This window comes from Qipengyuania sphaerica, from assembly GCF_019711595.1.
Classification (GTDB): domain Bacteria; phylum Pseudomonadota; class Alphaproteobacteria; order Sphingomonadales; family Sphingomonadaceae; genus Qipengyuania; species Qipengyuania sphaerica.
The window spans coordinates 171,504-191,205 of sequence record NZ_JAIGNR010000002.1; the positions used below are offsets into that span (position 1 = coordinate 171,504).

The following is a 19,702-nucleotide window of genomic DNA, read 5'->3' on the forward strand; positions in this document are numbered from 1 at the left end:
CCTGAAAACAGAATCAGTATTGCGTGTGGTGCGGTCCCCTGCGCTTCCGCTTGCGCTTGTCCCGGCCGCGCGAGCGAGGCTCGCTGCGCCGCTCGGCAATTCTTTGTGTCACCGGCTGGGCAGAGCGAATCTCGGCGGGCCGTCCAGCGGCGATGAAGGGTAGCGCCATCGGCTCGAGCTCGATGTTCGACATGAAATCTTCCCAGATCTGCGCCGGGAGCCGTCCACCGCTTGCACCTGCCACCGGCTTGTTGTCGTCGCGGCCGATCCACACGGCAGTAACTACATTTCCTGCAAAGCCGACGAAGATGGCATCGCGCCCGTCCTGCGTCGTGCCGGTCTTGCCGAAGGTCGGCACATCGAGCGCAGCGCGCTTTCCGGTGCCGTAATTTGCCGCATACCAGAGGAGGTCGAGCATGGCCGCCCATTCGGCGTGTCGCTCAAGCTTCTTGTCGGGCTTTTCGAAATCGTCCTCGATACCGTAGAGCTTCACCGGATAGCTCCCCCCGGCAAAGGCGGCATAGGAAGTCACCAGTTCGGCCAGCGTCATGTTTGCCGTACCTAGCGGCAGGCTGTGAGCTTCGGGGAGGTCCGAATGGACGCCCAGATCGCGCGCTGCATCGCGCACCTCGTCATAGCCCGCAGCCTGCGCCGCGCGAACGGCAACCGTATTACTCGACCAGGCGAAGGCCTCGCGGATGCTGACAACGCCGTAATAGCCCTCGTATCCGTTTTTCGGCTTCCACCCCTCGATATCGAGCGGCGCGTCGAGCATTGTGTCGTCTGGGGTGGCACCGTCGCGGAAAGCAGCGAGATAATCGTAAAGCTTGAAGGTCGAACCGGGCTGGCGCTGCGCGAAAAGCGCGCGGTTATAGGCCTCGGGCTCCCATTTCTTGCCGCCTACCATCGCCAGCACCCGTCCATCCGGACGGATCGCGATCAGCGCCGCTTCCGCCCCGCCGAGCCGCGCGCGGTCGATGGCCTTCTGGGCAGCCTCCTGCATATCGGCATCGAGCGTGGTCTGGACCTCGCCGGTATCGTCCTCGTCCATGTCGCGCAGCAGCCAGTCGGTGAACCAGCTTCCGGCGGCGACCTCGCTGCTCTTGCCCTTGTCCACGCGCGGATCGTCGGCTTCGTCGGCCTCGGCGCGGGTGATGAATTGTCCATCGACCATGGCGCTGAGCACCACTTCCATCCGCTCTAGCGAGGCTTCGCGGTCGACCGTGGGCGCAAGGTTGGATGGCGCCTTGATCACACCTGCAAGCATTGCTGCCTCGCCCAGCGTCAGTTCGTCCGGTTTCTTGTCGAAGAAGTGGTGCGCGGCCGCGGTCAATCCGGTCTGTCCGCCACCGAAATAGGCTGTTTCGAGATAGCGCGAGAGGATCTCGTCCTTGTCCATCCAGTTCTCCACCCAGTCGGCGAGGAGGAACTCCTTGAACTTGCGCGTGAAAGTGCGGTCCTGCGTAAGATAGGTGTTCTTGACGTATTGCTGCGTGATGGTGGAGCCGCCCTCCACCACGCCGCCCGCCTTGGCATTGGCGAGCATGGCGCGCGCCAGCCCGCGCAAATCGATACCGCCATGATCCTCGAAGCGCCGGTCCTCGATGGCGATGAAGGCGTTGCGAACGTGCGGTGGAAGCGCAGCGGCGTCCACTTCCTCGACCGGCGCAGGGCCCCGGCGGGCAATGATGCTGCCGTCGCTTGCGAGGAAGGTGAGGCTTTCCTGCTGCTTCCTTTCGCCCGCGCTCCACGGTGGGATAGAGGCGATTTCCCACAAAAGGAGGAGGACCAGCGCGGCCCCGGCAATGGTATATTTGAGCGGGCGGTCGCGAAGGAAAGGCCAGGCGCGGTCGAGCCACCAGTCGCGCGCCTGCGCGCCCCGGTGTCGCAATGCTGCCTGAAATTCAGCCTTCATGGACCACCGAACGCGCGAAGCAGGCTATGGTTCTGCCTAACCGGAAAGGACCCGGTCGAGCATTGCACGCGCCGGAGCGGCATCGAAATCCTTGGGGCGTTCGAAACGCCAGACCGGCACCGTGCGAATGATCTCGGCCGCCAAGGCACCCTGCCGCGACCAGCCTCCGAGTGCATCGAGCATCTCGGGGCGGTAGATCGTTCCCTGCATCACGGCCTGCAGCGCCGCTGCCCCGGACACGCGCTCGAGCCGATTTTTGGGCGCTTCGCCCAGCACCACGATTGCGGCCAGGGGCACGGCTTCCCTTTCCGCAAGGTGCTTCGGTGCGGAACAGTGAAACTTGTCTTCGCGGTAATAGTCCCGCTGGAGGATGTAGTCGTCCCAGCCGAAATTTCCGATGGCCTCTCGCCACAGTTTGATGCGCGATGACGAGGGATGGATCAGCGCATTGCCCTCGCTTGCCTCGACCCGGCTAAGATCGTCCGCGACGAGGCTGGCGCCGTCAGCACAGAGTTGCGCGGCCAAGGTGCTCTTGCCCGCACCGGTATCGCCGCAGAACAGCACCGCGCGGCCGTCGCGCTCCACCGCGCTGCCATGCCACATGGCGAAGCCGCGCTGGTAGCCAAGCGCGCCCCAGGCGCTGCCAAGCGTAAACAGCCGCAATTCGGGCAAATCAGCCGTGAGCCCCGGGTGCAGCCGGATCGTGCGCCCACCCTCGACCTGCCAGCCGCCGATCCCTTCCACCGCGAAGCGCAATGTCTCGCCGACAGCCACGCTGCCGTCGGTCGGGCAATCGTGGCATGGCTCGTCCGACAGCACGATGCGTACATCGGGCTCGCCTTTCTTGCAGACGAAAGCCTGCCACTCTGGCAGTTCTATCTGCGAGGCGATCTGCAGGCCCGAATGGCGATAATGGAATGGCTCCGGCATGGCACGCACAGTGCTGCCCAAGCCGCGGTTTCCACGCAAGCTTTGCCTTTCGCCTGACCCGCGCTATCCCGCCCGCCATGCACGAAGAAACCGCGACCGCGCTCTCCGCCTTCGACATCGCCGCCCTGCTGGTAGTCGCCTCCGCCCTCCTCGGCTGGTTCAACCACCATTTCATCAGGCTGCCGCATGTCATCGGGCTGACCGTAATGGGCGCGATCGCCGCGATCGGTCTGACCGTGGTCGATGCGGTTATCCCCGGAATAACGCTCGACGACTGGGTGGCCGACACGCTGCAACAGATGAACTTCACCGATACGCTGCTGCAGGGCATGCTGAGCTTCCTGCTTTTCGCAGGTGCATTGCACGTGGATCTGGACCGGCTGAAGGTCGCATGGCTGCCCGTGCTACTCCTCTCCACCGTGGGCGTGATGATTTCGACGATACTTGTCGGCCTCGCCATGTGGGGTGTCGGCTCGCTAATCGGACTTACCATCGCGCCGATCTGGTACTTCGTCTTCGGCGCGCTGATCGCACCTACCGATCCGGTGTCGGTGCTCGGCGTACTTAAAGAGGAAAACGTCCCCAAGTCGCTGCAGAGCGCGGTTGCGGGCGAGAGCTTGTTCAATGACGGCGTCGGGATCGTGGTTTTCATCATCCTGCTAGGCGCAGCGGTGAGCGGCAATGACTTCTCCTTCCTCGAAGGCGCCGAACTGTTCGCTATCGAGGCGGGCGGCGGCATCCTTGTCGGCCTTGTCGCGGGCTATCTCGGCTACCGGGCATTGGCCGGAATGGACGAATACACGCTCGAGGTATTGATCACGCTAGCCGTAGTAATGGGCGGATATGCCCTGTGCAGCCAGCTTCACATTTCCGGCCCGCTCGCGATGGCGGTCGCAGGCCTGCTGATTGGCAATCACGGCGTGACCTATGCCATGAGCGATGTGACGCGCGATTACCTGCTGAAATTCTGGGAACTGCTCGACGAACTGCTAAATTCGGTGCTGTTCCTTCTGATCGGGCTCGAAATGATCGTGCTGATGGTGGGCGGCGACGTGCTGATCTTCGGCCTGCTTGCCATCCCGCTGACGCTGATCGCCCGCGCGGTCGGCATTTTCGTCTCGACCAAGACCATCCCCGCCGCGCGCCTGCAGGACAAGGGTGCGGGCCGCGTGCTGTGGTGGGGCGGCCTTCGTGGCGGCATCTCGATCGCGCTGGCGCTCTCGCTCCCGCCCGGAGAGACGCGCGACCTCATCCTCGCCGCGACCTTCGCCGCCGTCCTGTTTAGCGTACTCGTCCAGCGCGCCACGCTCGGCCGCCTGATCGAGAAGCTCAAGGAAGACCACGCGCCCGCGGTCGAGGGGAATGCGGTGGAGGGAACACCGGTCTCGCCGCCCGCCTGATTGCTTTCCCCGCCCCCTTCCGGTAAGCGGCAGCCGAACGCCCCGGGCCGTGCGGATCGCCACTGATTCCACCCACCGGGGCGAACGCTTTTAAGCTTGAAGGAACACGCCGATGGCACGTCGCCGCCAGATCTACGAAGGCAAGGCCAAGATCCTCTACGAAGGCCCCGAACCGGGCACGATCATCCAGTACTTCAAGGATGACGCGACCGCCTTCAATGCCGAGAAAAAGGGCACGATCAACGGCAAGGGCGTGATCAACAACCGCATCAGCGAGTATGTCTTCACCCGCCTCTCGCACATCGGCATCCCAACGCACTTCATCCGCCGCCTCAACATGCGCGAGCAGCTGGTGCGCCAAGTCGAAATCATTCCTCTGGAAGTGGTGGTACGCAATGTCGCCGCAGGATCGCTTTCCAAGCGCCTCGGCATCGAGGAAGGCGAGCTGCTGCCGCACACGCTGATCGAATACTGCCTCAAGGACGATGCACTCGGCGATCCCAAGGTCTCCGAAGAGGAAATCGCCTGCTTCAACTGGTGCAGCCATGAAGAGATGCAGGACATGTCGAGCATGGCGATCCGCATCAACGATTTCCTGTGCGGCATGTTCGCGGCGATCGACATCCGCCTCATCGACTTCAAGCTCGAATTCGGCCGTATCTGGGATGGCGATTACAGCCGCACGATCCTGGCAGACGAGATCAGCCCCGACGGATGCCGCCTGTGGGACATCAACACCGGCGAAAAGCTCGACAAGGATCGCTTCCGCCGCGACATGGGCGGCGAGAGCGAAGCCTACCAGGAAGTCGCGCGCCGTCTTGGCCTCTTGCAGAACAGCGACGACGGTCCGGGCGAAGTTCTCGACATGAGCGCGCACCGCAGCCGTCTGCGCAACAAGATCACTCCGCCGAAGAAATGACTACACCACGTAGCGTAGCGTGAGCCCGCTCGGCGCGACCGCGTAGGCGCAGTCGGGCATGTGGTCCCCGTCTACCTGTACGGGCGTAACGCAGCGGTCGAACTCGATCCGCTTGCAGCTGCGGACCCGCGCCTTGGCGAAGCGTTCCACCGGCAGGCCCAGCATGGCGGCAAAACTCAGCGCCATGATCCTCAGCCGCGTCCCCTCACTCACGCTGATCAACTCGACCGAGTCCGCGTCCAGCGCTGCTTCGGGGCTCAGCCGGAACGGGCCGGCATAAAGGGCCGCATTTGAAACGATCACGGCTTCGGCCTCGTCGGCGAATTCCTCGCCCTCGGTGGTCGTACCGCGGATTTTCATGGGCTCGCGCGGCCATTCGCGCATCTGCTGCATCATCGCGACGACATAGGCATAGCGCCCGATACGCTTCTTGAGTGGCCCTGACACGCGCGCAACCGCATGGCTGTCGGGGCCGATAGAGAGGCAGGATACAATCGGCATGTCACCCAACCGGTACAGCGGGGCGTGGACCCAGCTTTCGAGGCCTCGCGCCCATGCTTCGGCAAGATTGCGGGCGAAACGTGCAGGCTTGCGCGAATAGTCCAGCTCGCGCGCCACGAGATTGATCGTGCCCGAAGGAGCGACACAGAGCGGGAAGCGGCCTGCCTCTTCGCCAAGTGCACGAACAACGTCGCGCAAGGTGCCGTCGCCGCCATGCACGCATATGAGGTCGGCCGAGCCCGACAGTTGTGCGCCCTCGGCAGCGGTGGGGATGGCCGTCACCGCGAACCCTTCACCCTCCAGTGCGGCGACGAGTGCTTCGAGATGCGGCTGCGAAAAGCTTCCTGAAACAGGGTTGTAGACAAGATCGAGAGCGGTCACGCCCCCGTCCTAGGCAAGCGCGCCGCAATAACAAGCATGACCTGCGTCCACTCTCATATACCATTCGTCGATTATGGCGGAATTTTCCTTTAAATCGCCGCGTCGCATGCTCTAGCGTCGTCTACGGAGACTGGCGCATTTGGCGCTTATCATGGGGACGCAATTCAATGAGACACAAGACCATCGCCCGCGTGCTTGCCACGCTTCCGCTTCTTGCGCTTGCCACGCCGGCCACGCTCGCTGCGCAGGAAAGCGCCAGCACCAGCACGGTCGCGCAGACCGGCGAAACGCCTTGGGGCATCCCGGTTTACGACGTGCCAGCGGACGCGGACGTGCGTTTCGGAGTGCTCCCGAACGGCCTGAAGTATGCAATCGCACATAACGAGACACCCGAAGACACGGCCATTGTACGGTTCGGCTTCGATGTCGGCTGGATCGACGAGAGCGAGGAAGAACTCGGCCTTGCTCATGTGCTGGAACACATGGCCTTCAACGGCTCCACCAATGTTCCCGAAGGCGAGATGATCAAGCTTCTCGAACGCCTCGGGCTCGCATTCGGCGCGGACACCAATGCCTCGACCTTCTTCGAGGATACGATCTACAAGCTGGACCTGCCGCGCGTCGACGAGGAAATGATCGACACAGCCCTGATGCTGATGCGCGAGACCGCGTCCGAGCTGACCATTGCCGACGATGCGGTGGACCGCGAGCGCGGGATCATCCAGTCGGAAACGCGCACGCGCAACAACTACAACATGCGCCGCTTCAAGCATTACTTCAATTTCGTCTCGCCCGACACGCGCTTCGCCCAGCGCTTTCGTGCCGACGGCACGGTCGAGAATATCGACAAGGCCCCCGCCTCGGTCCTGCGAGACATGTATCGCCGCTTCTACCGCCCGGACAATGCGGCGCTGGTGATCGTGGGCGATATCGATCCCGATGCGATCGAGGCGAAGATTGTCGAGACATTCGCCAGCTGGCAGGCGCCCGCAACGCCGATCGACCGTGTCGACAAGGGGATGATCGACCTCGCGCGCGGCCGCGCTGCAACCAACTTCGTAGATCCCGATGTGCAATATCTCGTCACCATCGACCGTTTCGCACCCTATCGCGATACGGAAAGCACGATGGCGGAATTCAGGGACGAGGTACTGCTGGGCCTTGGCACGGCTATCCTCAACCGCCGCCTGCAGAAGATCGCCAACAGCGAAGACGCGCCGATCGTTTCGGGCAGCGCGAGCGCCAGCGACTTCTTCGACGTCAACGACCAGGCCGCGATCCAGCTGCAGGGCAAGGAAGGCGACTGGCAAAGCGCCTTGCAGGTCGGCGAACAGGAATGGCGCCGCGCAGTCACGCATGGCTTCACCGAGGCCGAGTTGGCCGAGCAGCTGGCCAATCTGGCAAAACGTTATTCGGATGCAGCAAGCCAGGAAGGCACGCGCAGCAACAAGGCGCTGGCGGAAGGCATCCTTTCCACGGCCCGTACCGAACGCGTATTTGTGAAGCCGAGCACGCGATTTGCAATGTTCGAAAGGCTGAAATCGGGCTTCACGCTCGATGCGGTCAACGCGGAATTTGCGCGCCACTATGCGCTCAGCGATCCGCTGATCCACGTCTCGACCAAGACACCTATCGAGGATGCCGAGGCGACTATCCTTGCGGCATACGACGCCTCGGCCCGGACGGAGGTCGCGCCTCCGGAAGACACCGGCGTTGCCGAGTTCGGCTATTCCGTTGCAGACAATCCCGGGGCCGTTGTTTCGGACACGATGATCGAAGATCTTGGCATCCGGACCATCCGTTTCGCCAACAACGTCATGCTGAACCTGAAGCCGACCGAATTCGAGGATGGCAGGCTGCGGTATTCGATCCGCGTAGGTTCGGGCCGACTGGCCTTCCCGACCGAAAGCCTCGCCGAAGCGGTCATGCTCTCCAGCCTCAGCGCGCAGGGCGGTGTCGGCAAGCACAGCTATGACGAACTGCGCCAGATCTTTGCCGGAAAGAGGCTGGGTTATGGTTTCAACATCGGGGACGACAAGTTCACCATGGCAGGGGCCGGGACCATGGCCGACCTGCCCGACCAGATGCAGCTCAGCCTCGCCTATCTGACCGATCCCGGCCTGCGGGCGGAGATGGTCAGCCGATGGAAGGGGATCGTGCCGCCCTACATGGCACAGATCGATGCCACTCCGCAGGGCGTCGCGCAGTTCCGCGCATCTCGCATTGTCGCCAACGAAAACCCGCGCTTCGGCATCCCTGGCGAAGCCGAACTGATGGCGGTCGACACCACGAAGGCAAGAGAAGCGATCGCGGGCGAATTCGCGAGCGCGCCGATCGAGATCGCCGTTGTGGGCGATTTCGATGCCCAAGAGGTGATCGATACCGTCGCTTCCTCCTTCGGAGCGCTGCCGAAACGCGAGACGTCGCTTTCCGATCAGCCCGCACGCCGCATGGCGCAATTCGCCACCGATCGCAGCGAGCGCGTACTTGCCCACGCCGGGGCAGAGGACCAGGCACTGGCGCTGATCTACTGGCCGACAAACGACGATGACGATCCGCAGCTCGAGGCGACGATGAGCTTGCTGGCGCGGGTCATGCAACTCGACATGGAAGAGATCGTCCGTGAAAAGCTGGGTGCGACCTATTCGCCCGGGGTCAGCTCCTCCATGTCGGACTTCTATGACGATTATGGAACCTTCTCGACCTTCGTCATCGTCGAACCGTCAGAAGCGCAACTGGTGTTCGATACGGTCGACGAGATCGTCGGGCAACTTCGCGCAGGTCCGGTCGATGCCGACAAGCTGGATCGTGCGCGCAAGCCGCTGCTCGAACAGATCGCGCAGCAGCGCAAGAACAACGGCTGGTGGCTGGGTGTAGTAGACGAGGCGCAACTCGATGCCGAAAGGCTCGACCGCGTTCGTTCGCTCGAGACGCGCTACAACGCCGTCACGCCGGAAATGCTTCTGGCGGCTGCCCGGCGCTTCCTCGACCCGGCCGATCAGCTCCGCATCCGCGTCGTGCACGAAAGTCTGGCCGAAGGCGAATAGGCACCGGACAAAGGAAAAGGGCCGCGAGGGGAGTTCCCTCGCGGCCCTTTCTTTTGCCTCAAACCGGCGATCAGTGCTCGAAGCGCACCGAGATACCGATGACCCGGGGGTCGTTGACGAAACCGGTGCGGTTGTTGAAGTCGATCGCGCCCTTCACATTGTCCGCGTCGGTAATGTTGCGAGCGAACAGTGCCACTTCGAGGCTGCCGTCATACTTGGCATAGCCGACGCGCAGGCCGCCCTCGATCTGGTTGTCGGCGTTGAACTCCGCGCTCTCGTAGAGGAAGAAGTTCGTCGCGCCCTGGTAGGTCCAGTCGGTATAGGCGAAAAGCTCGCCTTCCGAAGTGATCGGCACGGCATAACGCGCAGTCAGGTCGGCGATCCATTCGGGGGCATTCGGGAACGGGTTGCCGTCGACGGATGCGCGGGTTGCGCCGTCGATGACGACGGTCGGATTGGTAACCGAACAATGGACCGGCGCACCCGGGAAGGGCTGGCAAACACCGACCAGCAGGGAATCGTCCTTGATCTCGGTGTTGTTCCAGCTTGCGCCAGCAGTGATCAGGAAGTCCGGAGTGATCTGGAACGCGCTGTCCAGTTCAAAGCCGTATCCTTCGCCTTTGTCGGCGTTGACCAGCTGCACGAGGTTGCCCCCGCCGCCGACCGCCGAAAACTGCGGATCGTCGATTGTGTAGTAATAGCCGGTCAGGTTGAAGCGGATCTTGCGGTCCATGAGTTCGGACTTGATTCCCGCTTCGTAGCTCATGATCTTTTCGCTGGTCGCGATCGAGGCCGGTGCCGGATTACCCGGATTTGCAAATGCAACGTCACGACCCTGGATGGTCGGCGCGCGGAAACCGCTTGCGACACGGGCGAACACGCTGGCATCGTCGCTGACGTCGAAGAACGCGGCAAGGTCCCAGCTCAGGCGGTCGTCTTCAACCGCAAGGGGTGGCTGAAGATCATAACCCGAGATGACCTCGAAATTCTTCTCATCATCGGTGTAGCGCACACCGCCGGTCAGCTTGAGCAGGTCGGTCACTTGGCTCGTTACCTGACCGAACACCGCCCAGCTTTCATTGGTATGGTTTACGGTCACGGGCGGCGGAAAATTGAAACCGACCGTAGTCACGTCGAAATCGCTGTCGAAGTAGAAGCCGCCGACCTGCCATTCGAACATTCCGCCGCTGTTCGAGGCGAGACGCACTTCCTGCGTGAACTGGTCGAGCGTGATGCTGTCGCGCGTATCCGAGGGGAACGGGATCGGACCCGGGCCGAAGACGACATTGCCGCCATCGATGTCTCCGCGGCTTGAACCTTCGCTGTCGGCCCAGCTCGAAATGCTGGTGAACGTGGCAAAATCGGCCTCGTAGTCGAGCTTCACGGTCGAAATTTCGGCTTCGTACTGTGCCTGGTTGCCGCCGCCGGCATCGTAATACACGGTGTCGCGGTCGTAGTTTTCGTTCAGTTCGTTGCTGCCCGGGCCGAGGATGTTGGCACGGAACAGCGTGGAGGTGCCGTCGAGATCGCGAACGGCATAGCTACCGAGGATCGATAGGCGATCGGTGGGGGTGATCAGCACCTGCGCACGGCCGGCGATATCGCTGTATGCGCCATAGGCGTCTTCTTCGCCGGTGAAGCCGTTATCAACCCAGTCAGCGCGCTGTTGCCACATGCCCGAAAGACGGACCGACACGATGCCGGGCAGCACGGGAACGGTGACACCGCCGTCGAGTGCGACCGAATCGAAGCTGCCGTAGCTGGCCGACAGGCGCGCGGCGAACTCGTCGCCCGGCTTGGTGGTGTCGATCTTGACGATACCGGCCGGCGTATTGCGGCCGAACAGCGTGCCCTGCGGGCCGCGCAGCACTTCGATGCGCTCGACGTCGAAGATCGGGAAGCTCTTGAGCGTGACGTTTTCGAGCACCACTTCATCGTGGACCACCGAAACCGGCTGCGAAGCGGCAAGGTCGAAGTCGGTGTTGCCGAGGCCGCGGATGTAGAAGCGCGGAGCAGCACGGCCGTTCGAACTTTCGACGAAGAGACCCGGCACGCGCGCGGCGAGCGCGGTGATATCGGCACCGGCATCGAAAATGGTCTGCGCGGCGTCGGAGGAAATGGTCGCTGCCGAGACAGCAACGTCCTGCAGGTTTTCCTGGCGGCGGTTGGCGGTAACGACGATCACGTCGAGAGCGCCGTTGTCGGCTTCTTCGGCGCCGGTCGCTTCGCTGTCCGAGCTGTCGATGGTGTCCTGTGCGAGAACCGGCTGGGCGAAGGCGAGCGCGAAGGTGCTGGCGGTCAGGAAGCGGAGAGTGGTTTTGCGGTCAATCATGGGAGAGATAATCCTTTTGGCCCTGCGCTACGATCCAGGTGCGCGGGTTGGTGGGATGGAGTGTGGTGAATTGACCCTGCCGCCTGTAGCCGAAACGTCACAATCTGCGAGTCCGAAACCCGCAGGACTGCGCGGTTTTTAGCGTTTGTTGCATTGCGGTTACATCGACTGAATGTGACGAGGCGGCCAAGTGTCTGTCCCAATTCGTCTTTCCTCCAAAGCTTGCTCTCGGCGCTCACTCGCGGCATAGGCGCGCGCAACTTGCCCCACCGGTAAAACCCGAAAGGCCGCCCATGAAGATTCGCATTCTCGTCAGCCTCAAGCCCGGCGTGCTCGACCCGCAGGGTCGTGCCGTCCACCATGCGCTGGAAGGTCTCGGTTTCAAGGGTGTCGACGACGTGCGCATCGGCCGGACGGTCGAGCTCGATGTTGCCGACAATACGAGCGACGAAGCGCTCACCGAAATGTGCGAGAAGCTGCTCGCGAACACGGTGATCGAAAACTACAAGATCGAGAAGCTGGGCTGATGGGTTTCCGTAGCGCCGTCATCACCTTCCCCGGTTCGAATTGCGACCGCGACATGGCGGTGGCGCTCGAACAGGTCTCGGGCACTGCTCCGCTGCGCGTGTGGCACGGCGATGCCGAATTGCCCGATGGCCTCGATTTCATCGCCCTGCCCGGCGGTTTCTCCTACGGCGATTACCTGCGCTCGGGCGCAATGGCTGCAAACAGCCCGATCATGCGCGAAGTCATCCGCGCGGCCGATCGCGGCGTGCCGGTCCTAGGCGTTTGCAATGGTTTCCAGGTGCTGACCGAGGCTCGTCTTTTGCCCGGCGCGCTGATGCGCAATGCGAGCCAGCATTTCATCTGCCGCACGGTTGGCCTCAAGGTCGAAAACGCACAGTCGATCTTCACCAGCGGCTATGAGGCAGGCCAGGAAATCCGCATCCCGGTCGCGCATCATGACGGCAATTACTTCGCCGACGAGGACACGCTGGACCGGCTCGAAGGCGAGGGCCGCGTGGCCTTTCGGTATACCGAAAACTGCAACGGTTCGCGCCGTGACATTGCAGGTGTGCTCAACAAGGCCGGCAATGTGCTTGGCATGATGCCGCATCCCGAACGCGCAGTGGACGCAGCGCACGGCGGCACGGATGGCCTGGCCCTGTTCGAAGGTGCGATGAAGGCGCTCGCCAGCGCCTGATCCATGCTTCAGGCGCTCTTGCGGCTGCCCGAGCGACCGAAAATCTTCACCGCTTCCGCGGCCTCCATCGGACGGCCGAAGTGGTATCCCTGGATCTTGTTGCAGCCGAGGTGGCGGATGAGCTGCGCCTCGTCCTCGTTCTCGACGCCCTCTGCGGTCGTGGTCATGCCGAGGCTGTCCGCCATGGCCACCACGGCGCGAATGATCGCAAGGCTTTCCGGACTGTTCTGCGCTGCACCCTGGACGAAGCTGCGGTCGACCTTGATCGTGGTGAACTTGAGTTTGCGCAGGTAACCGAGCGAGGAATAGCCGGTCCCGAAGTCGTCGAGCGCGACCGAGCAACCCAGCGCCATGCACTGTTCGAGCGCTTTGCGCGCGACATTGGCATCGCGCATGAAGATGCTCTCGGTCACTTCGATCTCAAGCCGCTTGGGATCAAGACCGCTATGCGAAAGCGCCCGCACCACCGTGCCTGCGAAGTCCGGCTCGACCAGCTGTTCAGGCGAGACGTTGATATTGACCTTCACGTTCTCGGGCCAGTTCTGCGCCGCCTCGCGACAAGCTTCCTGCATGACCCAGGTACCGATCGGCACGATCAGGCGAGTATCTTCGGCGAGCGGGATGAACTTGGCCGGGCTGACGAACCCGTGTTCTTCGCTGTTCCAGCGAATCAGTGCCTCGAAGCTGACGACCTCCTCCGAGTGGGCGTCGACCACCGGCTGGTAGTGGAGCACGAACTCTTTCTTTTCGAGCGCGTGGCGTAGCGCGAATTCGAGCACGCGGCGCTCTTCGGCGTTGACGTGGAGCGAGGGTTCGTACTCGCAATGCACGCCGCCGCCTTCGTCCTTCGCGCGGTATAGGGCGAGGTCGGCGTTGCGCAGCAACTCCTCGACCTTGTTGCCGTCGCGCGGACCAATGCACGAGCCGACGCTGGCGCCCACGTAGAGCACCTGATTGTCCACGTGATAGGGCGCCGAAAGCGCCGAAATGATTGCCTTGGCGAGCGTATCGACCCGCTTGCGATCGCTCGCATCGCGGATGACCACGGCGAACTCGTCTCCGCCGAGGCGTCCACACAATTCACCTTCATCCATGAGCGGCTTGAGGCGCGATGCCACTTGGGCGAGCATGCGGTCACCCACGAGGTGACCGAGCGAATCGTTGATCGCCTTGAAGCGGTCGAGGTCGATCATCAGCAGGGCGCAGCGGGCGCGCCACTGTTCCGAATATGCGAGCGCCTGCGACAGGGTCTCGTTGATCTGGAGGCGGTTTGGCAGCTGCGTGAGCGTGTCGTATCGCGCGAGATACTCGATCTTCTCGCTGCTTTCGCGCTGTGCGGTCACATCCGAACCGACCCCGCGGAAACCGAGCCACGAACCGTCCTCGTTGAACATCGGCGTGCCAGACATCTCCCACCAGCGGACCTGCCCGTTGACCAGCGCGCGGACAGTCAAATTGGAGAAGCTTTCCATGCCCTTCAGGCGGTCGGCCAGTTCATGCAGGCTGGCGGGGAACTGACCCGTTTTCCACCCATCGCCCGAGATCAGCTGGAGGAAGGACTTGCCTTCGATTTCCGAAATTTCGCGGCCCATCGCAAAAGCAAGGCGCGGGCTGACCGAGCGCAAGCGACGGCTGGTGTCGATCTGCCACAGCCAGTCGGCCTGGCCATCCTCGAATTCGCGCAGCAGCATCGAGACCGTCTCGCTTTTCTCGGTCATTTCGAGTTCGGCAATGCGCGCCCCGATCGCCATGCGAGCGGTTTCGATGATGCCAAAGCAGGCGAAGAAAGCGCTGGCAGCCGCAACTGCGGCGAGACCGTAATCGAACATGGCAAACGCGGCAGCGAGCGAGCCGGCACTCACGGTGAGCGTGAAAGCGATGGCGCTGAGCGGCGCACTGTAGCGGCTGACTGCGCTTGCCATCACGAGGAAGGCGACAACCGCCCATATTTCCGCGAGCTGTCCAGCCGCATCGGAGAAGGTCAACGAGACGATGCCGGCAGCCCAGACCGACCCCTTGATCGCCGAGCCGATGGCGTGGCGACGCATTTCCTCGATCGGAAACGCCCGCTGGTCCGCATCGCGCAGGCGCCGGTCGAGGTAGAAGGCGTAGCCTGCTGCGAAAGCGAGCGCAGTTCCCCAGCCGGCAAGGACTTCGTCGGCAATGCTGTTCCGACAGAACCAATATACGGCCAGCGCAGCGAGAAGGTGAAGCACCACGCGGGTTCCGGCGCGCTTGGTGACGAGCGAGTATTGCTTGGCGAAAGCGCGCGAAAAATCGAAGCCGTCGGGCGCTTCCAGCCCGACGATCTGCCGCAAGGTCAGCGGCGCGTCCCCGAAGGACGGCACGATATTCGTCTCGCTCACACCATGCGGGTTAGCGCCGAAAGGTTATTTCGGAGTAAAGGAATTACCGATTTCCGGCCGGACTTTCAGGGGTCGAGCCGGGCCCGTGCCGCTTCCCAATTACGCCCGTCGAAGGGAGTGACATCATGCGCGATGTCTTCGTGACCTTCCACGCATTTCCAGTGCACGCTCCAGCTGCCGGGATGCGACCGGGGCTGGTAAAAGCTCTTGATTCCACATGATTTGCAGAACAGGTGCTCTGCCTGACCGCTCCCGAAGCGGTAGGACTCCAGCGCTTCCTTTCCGCTCAGCAGCGTGAAATCGGAATGCGGGACGATGAGATGCAGGAAGCCTGTCATCGAACAAATCGAGCAATTGCACTCGAGCAACTCCACCGGCGGCTCGATCTGCGCTTCGAAACGCACCTCGCCGCAATGGCAAGCACCCTCGATCCGCATCACTCCACAGTGACCGATTTTGCAAGGTTGCGCGGCTGGTCGACATCGGTGCCTTTGACGCAGGCGACATGGTAGGCGAGCAACTGGACGGGGATCGCGTAGACGAGCGGCGCGATCAGCGGATGGACATTGGGCATCTCGATGGTGGCCAGACAGCCCTCACCCGCATCCTTCAGACCCTCGGCATCGGAAATCAGGACGATCTGCCCGCCGCGCGCGCGCACCTCTTCCATATTCGAGATGCTCTTCTCGAACAGCGGTCCCGAAGGCGCCAGTACGATAACGGGCACGTCGTCGTCGATCAGCGCGATCGGGCCATGCTTCATCTCGCCGCTCGCATAGCCTTCGGCGTGGATATAGCTGATTTCCTTGAGTTTTAGTGCACCTTCCATCGCCAGCGGATAGTCCGGGCCGCGGCCGAGATAGAGAACGTCGCGAGCCGGGGCGATAAGGTGCGCCATGGCCGCGATATCGTCATCGTGATCGAGCGCGGCGTTGAGGCAGGCGGGCGCTTCGAGGAGGTGTGTAACCACCTCGTATTCTTCCTCGCGGCTCATATAGCCCTTTTTGACCGCCATATGCGCGGCCAGCGCTGCCAGAACCGCCAGCTGGCAGGTAAAGGCCTTGGTCGACGCAACACCGATTTCGGGGCCGGCATGGGTCGGCAAGAGCAGGTCGGCCTCGCGCGCCATAGTACTGGTCGGAACGTTGACCACTGCTGCGATCGTCTGGCCAGCCTCCTTGCAATGGCGCAGCGCAGCCAGCGTATCGGCTGTTTCGCCGCTTTGCGAAATGAACAGCGACAGCCCGCCCTCTTCGAGCACCGGTTCGCGATAGCGGAATTCGGAGGCGACATCGATGTCCACCGGAACGCGGGCGAACTGCTCGAACCAGTATTTCGCCACCATGCCAGCATAATAGGAAGTGCCGCATGCGACGATCGTCACGCGCTTGATGCTGGAAATATCGAAATCGAATTGCGGCAGCGCAACGGAGACGCTTTCGCGATGCAGGTAGGAAGAGAGCGTCTGCGCAACGACGGTCGGCTGCTCGAATATCTCCTTCTGCATGAAGTGGCGGTAATTGCCCTTTTCCGTCGCGGCAGCCGATGCTCCCGAGGTGCGGACTTCGCGCTGAACCTCCTGATTTTCTTCGTCGAAGATCGTCGCACCTTCCTGGCGGATTTCGACCCAGTCGCCCTCTTCGAGATAGGAAATCTGCTGGGTCAGCGGTGCCAGCGCGAGTGCGTCGGAGCCGAGGAATGTCTCGCCTTCACCATATCCGACCACGAGCGGGGAGCCGCGCCTTGCACCGATCAGCATGTCGGGATGGTCGCGGAAGGTGATCGCCAGGGCGAAGGCACCGCGCAGCCGCGGCAGCATGTTGGCGACTGCCTCGTGCGGGGTTTCGCCATTCTCGATGCGGCGCGTGAGGAGGTGGGCGACGACCTCGCTGTCGGTATCGCTTTCGAGCGTGCGCCCGGCTTCTTTCACCTCGGCGCGCAGTTCCTTGTAATTCTCGATGATACCGTTGTGGACGATCGCGACCTTGTCGGTGGCATGCGGGTGGGCATTGTTGGCCGTGGGTGCACCGTGGGTCGCCCAGCGTGTATGCGCGATACCGATCGTGCCGGGCGCGGGATGCTCGGCCAGTTCCTCGACGAGATTGTTCAGCTTGCCCTCTGCGCGGCGACGGATGAGCTTTCCGTCATGGATCGTACAGATGCCCGCACTGTCGTAGCCGCGGTATTCCATCCGCTTTAGGCCATCGACCAGCCGGTCAGCCACAGCCTGCTTGCCGACGATCCCGATAATTCCGCACATAGTCTCTGATCCCTGAAATTCCTGCGAGGCAGCCTTACCGCCTCCCGTTTGCCAATCAATCGGCGCGCGGGGTGGCCGGTTCCCGCGGCGTGGTCCACCACAATATCAGTCCGGCCCCGATGATGATCGCAGCCCCCGCCAGCGTGAGGAGGTCGGGCACATCGCCGAACCACCACCAGCCCATGAAAGTGGCCACCAGCATTTGCACATAGGTAGTCGGCGCGATGGTTGCAGCCCCCGCCCTTTGCGTTCCGATATAGGCGAGCCAGTGCGCGCTGCTGGCTGTGACGGCGACCACTGCACAGCGCCCGATGATGCTCCAGTCGGGCATGGCCAATTCGAGGCTTTCAACCCCCGACAAATGCCCCCCAAGCGCGGCAAGCACGAGTAGCGGCATGGCTCCGATCTGGATAAAGACCTGCATCGAAAGCGCGCTGCCCTGCCCCGCGCTGGCGCGATTGGCGATGATCATGAGCGCGAAGAAGAAGGCCGATGCAAGCGGAAGCAATGCTACCCAGCCTAGCTCGGCCAGATTGGGCCTCAACACCAGCATAACGCCGACCAGCGCCACAAACGAGGCCAGCCACACGGCACGCCGCACCTTCTCGCCCAACAGCGGCCCGCTCAACAAGGCCACGATAACCGGCGAAACGAAAGCGAGAGCCATTGCGGTGGCCAGTTGCATGACGAAAATCGCGGAAAAGAAGCACAGCGAGGCAGCGGCAAGGCAAATTCCTCGTGCAGCCTGCAAATTCAGGCTGCGAGGGCGAAAGGCCGCTGCGCCCTCGTTGGCCGCCAACAATGCCGACAAGCCGATCGATCCGAGTGCGAAGCGTATTGCGGCGACGCCGAGCGGAGAGAATTCGCCCGCCATGGACTTGATTACCGCATCGCCCACGCTGAGCAGCGCAAAGCCGCACAGCGCGATCAGGATCCCGCTTCTTTCGCTTTTCTGCATGTATCAGCCGGCTTTCGACGCTTCCGCCTGGCGGCTGGCGACGAAAATTATGATCGACATGACGATGATCGAGATGATGAACCGCGGATAGTGGAGCATGCCTTCCAGCATGCTCTGGAAAAGAAATGCCAGAACCATCGCGAGCATGGGATGGAGCAAAGGCATTTTCGCGCCGGCACCGATGACCGGTGCGAAAGCGCGGCCGAGGATCCATAGTCCTCCCGCGGCGCCGACAATCCCCCACGACACGAGGAACTGCAGCACGACGTTGTGCGGCTGGGTAGGCGTGAAGGTCTCGCTATATTCCCAGAATATCGCGCCGGTGCCGAGGCCGAGGATAGGCGATTGCAGCCACAGTTCCACCGTCCTCGTCCACATGACCCGGCGGGTCTTGGTCATCTCGCCCGCCGATCCCACCTCTTCCGGAGTGAACATCCAGAAAACCTTGTCATCGGGCAGCAACAGGTAGGCAGCAAGGCAGGCTAGCGCGGTGAGGATAACGGCCCATGCTATCCGGGGAAGGTCCGGAAGGCGGCGGTTGATCAGGACGAACGCAAAGGTCACCACCATGATCGTAAGGATCGCGGCACGGGTGCCTGTCCACACGGTGACACCCGCAGCAATGAAATAGCACAGGAGGGCGATGGTAAGATCGCGGCCCTTTGCGCCATAAAGGATGCGCACGGCAAAGGCTGCAGTAATCGCCCCGGACCAGGAGCCGAAATGCCGCACGTCGATCCAGCCGGGCACCGCACCGCGCAATCGCACCCTGTTGAACGGCAATTCCTCGACCGGCGGAACGCTGGCGAACCACCATGCGGTGTAGACGGCCAGCAGCACCAAACCGATGACATGCCAGTGCAGGAAGCTATCGCCCGCAGACAATGCGCGCGCGGAAAACACGTGCAGCAGCGCCAGCGCGAAAATGGCATGTATCACCCACATCAGGGTGTGGGTCAGCGAATAGGTGGTATCCTTGGAAATGAGCAACGCGCCCGCGAATGCGGCAAGAGCAAGAATCGCCCCGGCGATCTTTATGTCGCGTGGCAGGGAAGCAACCGCCTTCGATACGTCGAACCCGCGCCGCCCCGCCCACAAGATCACTGCAAACTCGAATATCAGGAACGGTGCCTCGATAAGCCTCGTCGATTCAACTCCCTGGGAAGCCATCATGACGAAATAGGTGGGATAGGCGATTGCCGAGACGATCGGCATTGCCACACCCAGCGCCACAGCGAATGCCAGCAGCAGCCTGTCGCCGCGCGGAAGTCCGGCAGCGCCGGTTCCCGGTTTTCCGTCCATGGGCGATCCCCTCCGCTGCGGCACTGTTGATTGTCCGCCCCATGAACGCCGCATCGCGACATTGCGCGTCCGGATCAAGTGGGTGGTTAGGAAAAAATCAAGGTTTCCGACTTATTCACCAAACCTGAAAACGCGCCCTTGTCCGTATTCCGGTCAGAGGGGTCGCGCCAAGACGATATCTTCTCGG

Annotated in this window: 14 protein-coding genes; 5 read left to right on the forward strand and 9 right to left on the reverse strand. The window is 62.4% G+C overall.

Annotated elements, in window-relative coordinates:
- Positions 1-13: 13 nt before the first annotated feature.
- Positions 14-1,915, reverse strand: coding sequence for a transglycosylase domain-containing protein (locus K3178_RS08505; RefSeq protein WP_221570978.1), 1,902 nt, complete (start codon positions 1,913-1,915; stop codon positions 14-16).
- 36 nt (positions 1,916-1,951) lie between these two features.
- Positions 1,952-2,854, reverse strand: a complete 903-nt coding sequence (locus K3178_RS08510) for an HPr kinase/phosphorylase (protein ID WP_221570979.1) — start codon at positions 2,852-2,854, stop codon at positions 1,952-1,954.
- A gap of 68 nt (positions 2,855-2,922) precedes the next feature.
- On the opposite strand from K3178_RS08510, the gene K3178_RS08515 reads away from it, so the two are divergent.
- Complete coding sequence (locus tag K3178_RS08515) at positions 2,923-4,245, forward strand: cation:proton antiporter (RefSeq protein ID WP_221570980.1); 1,323 nt, start codon at positions 2,923-2,925, stop codon at positions 4,243-4,245.
- A gap of 112 nt (positions 4,246-4,357) precedes the next feature.
- Positions 4,358-5,164, forward strand: a complete 807-nt coding sequence (gene purC / locus K3178_RS08520) for a phosphoribosylaminoimidazolesuccinocarboxamide synthase (protein ID WP_221570981.1) — start codon at positions 4,358-4,360, stop codon at positions 5,162-5,164.
- Here the strand turns inward: purC and K3178_RS14390 are convergent, their stop codons facing one another.
- The gene (locus K3178_RS14390) at positions 5,165-6,046 is read right to left on the reverse strand and encodes a diacylglycerol/lipid kinase family protein (RefSeq protein WP_221570982.1); all 882 of its coding nucleotides are present in this window, start codon (positions 6,044-6,046) and stop codon (positions 5,165-5,167) included.
- A 167-nt stretch (positions 6,047-6,213) separates the two neighbouring features.
- Between K3178_RS14390 and K3178_RS08530 the strand changes: the two genes are divergently transcribed.
- Positions 6,214-9,093, forward strand: a complete 2,880-nt coding sequence (locus K3178_RS08530; protein ID WP_221570983.1) for a M16 family metallopeptidase — start codon at positions 6,214-6,216, stop codon at positions 9,091-9,093.
- Positions 9,094-9,163: 70 nt separating this feature from the next.
- Here K3178_RS08530 and K3178_RS08535 read toward each other — a convergent pair whose 3' ends face one another.
- Positions 9,164-11,425, reverse strand: a complete 2,262-nt coding sequence (locus tag K3178_RS08535) for a TonB-dependent receptor (RefSeq protein WP_221570984.1) — start codon at positions 11,423-11,425, stop codon at positions 9,164-9,166.
- A gap of 293 nt (positions 11,426-11,718) precedes the next feature.
- On the opposite strand from K3178_RS08535, the gene purS reads away from it, so the two are divergent.
- Positions 11,719-11,952, forward strand: coding sequence for a phosphoribosylformylglycinamidine synthase subunit PurS (gene purS, locus K3178_RS08540; RefSeq protein ID WP_221570985.1), 234 nt, complete (start codon positions 11,719-11,721; stop codon positions 11,950-11,952).
- Complete coding sequence (gene purQ / locus K3178_RS08545; protein ID WP_221570986.1) at positions 11,952-12,629, forward strand: phosphoribosylformylglycinamidine synthase subunit PurQ; 678 nt, start codon at positions 11,952-11,954, stop codon at positions 12,627-12,629. Before purS ends, purQ begins: the two co-directional genes overlap by 1 nt.
- Positions 12,630-12,637: 8 nt before the next feature.
- On the opposite strand, the gene K3178_RS08550 is transcribed toward purQ, so the two are convergent.
- From K3178_RS08550 to K3178_RS08570, 5 genes are all read right to left on the reverse strand, one after another.
- Positions 12,638-14,995, reverse strand: coding sequence for a putative bifunctional diguanylate cyclase/phosphodiesterase (locus tag K3178_RS08550; RefSeq protein ID WP_345719879.1), 2,358 nt, complete (start codon positions 14,993-14,995; stop codon positions 12,638-12,640).
- A 65-nt stretch (positions 14,996-15,060) separates the two neighbouring features.
- Positions 15,061-15,432, reverse strand: coding sequence for a GFA family protein (locus K3178_RS08555; RefSeq protein WP_221570987.1), 372 nt, complete (start codon positions 15,430-15,432; stop codon positions 15,061-15,063).
- Positions 15,432-17,255, reverse strand: coding sequence for a glutamine--fructose-6-phosphate transaminase (isomerizing) (glmS, locus tag K3178_RS08560; protein WP_221570988.1), 1,824 nt, complete (start codon positions 17,253-17,255; stop codon positions 15,432-15,434). The genes K3178_RS08555 and glmS overlap by 1 nt, the downstream gene beginning before the upstream one ends.
- A 55-nt stretch (positions 17,256-17,310) precedes the next feature.
- A complete protein-coding gene (locus K3178_RS08565; protein ID WP_221570989.1) occupies positions 17,311-18,213 on the reverse strand; it encodes a DMT family transporter in 903 nt (300 codons plus the stop codon).
- 3 nt (positions 18,214-18,216) lie between these two features.
- Positions 18,217-19,515: an O-antigen ligase family protein gene (locus tag K3178_RS08570; protein WP_221570990.1), complete on the reverse strand. Its 1,299-nt coding sequence runs from the start codon at positions 19,513-19,515 to the stop codon at positions 18,217-18,219.
- Positions 19,516-19,702: the final 187 nt, after the last annotated feature.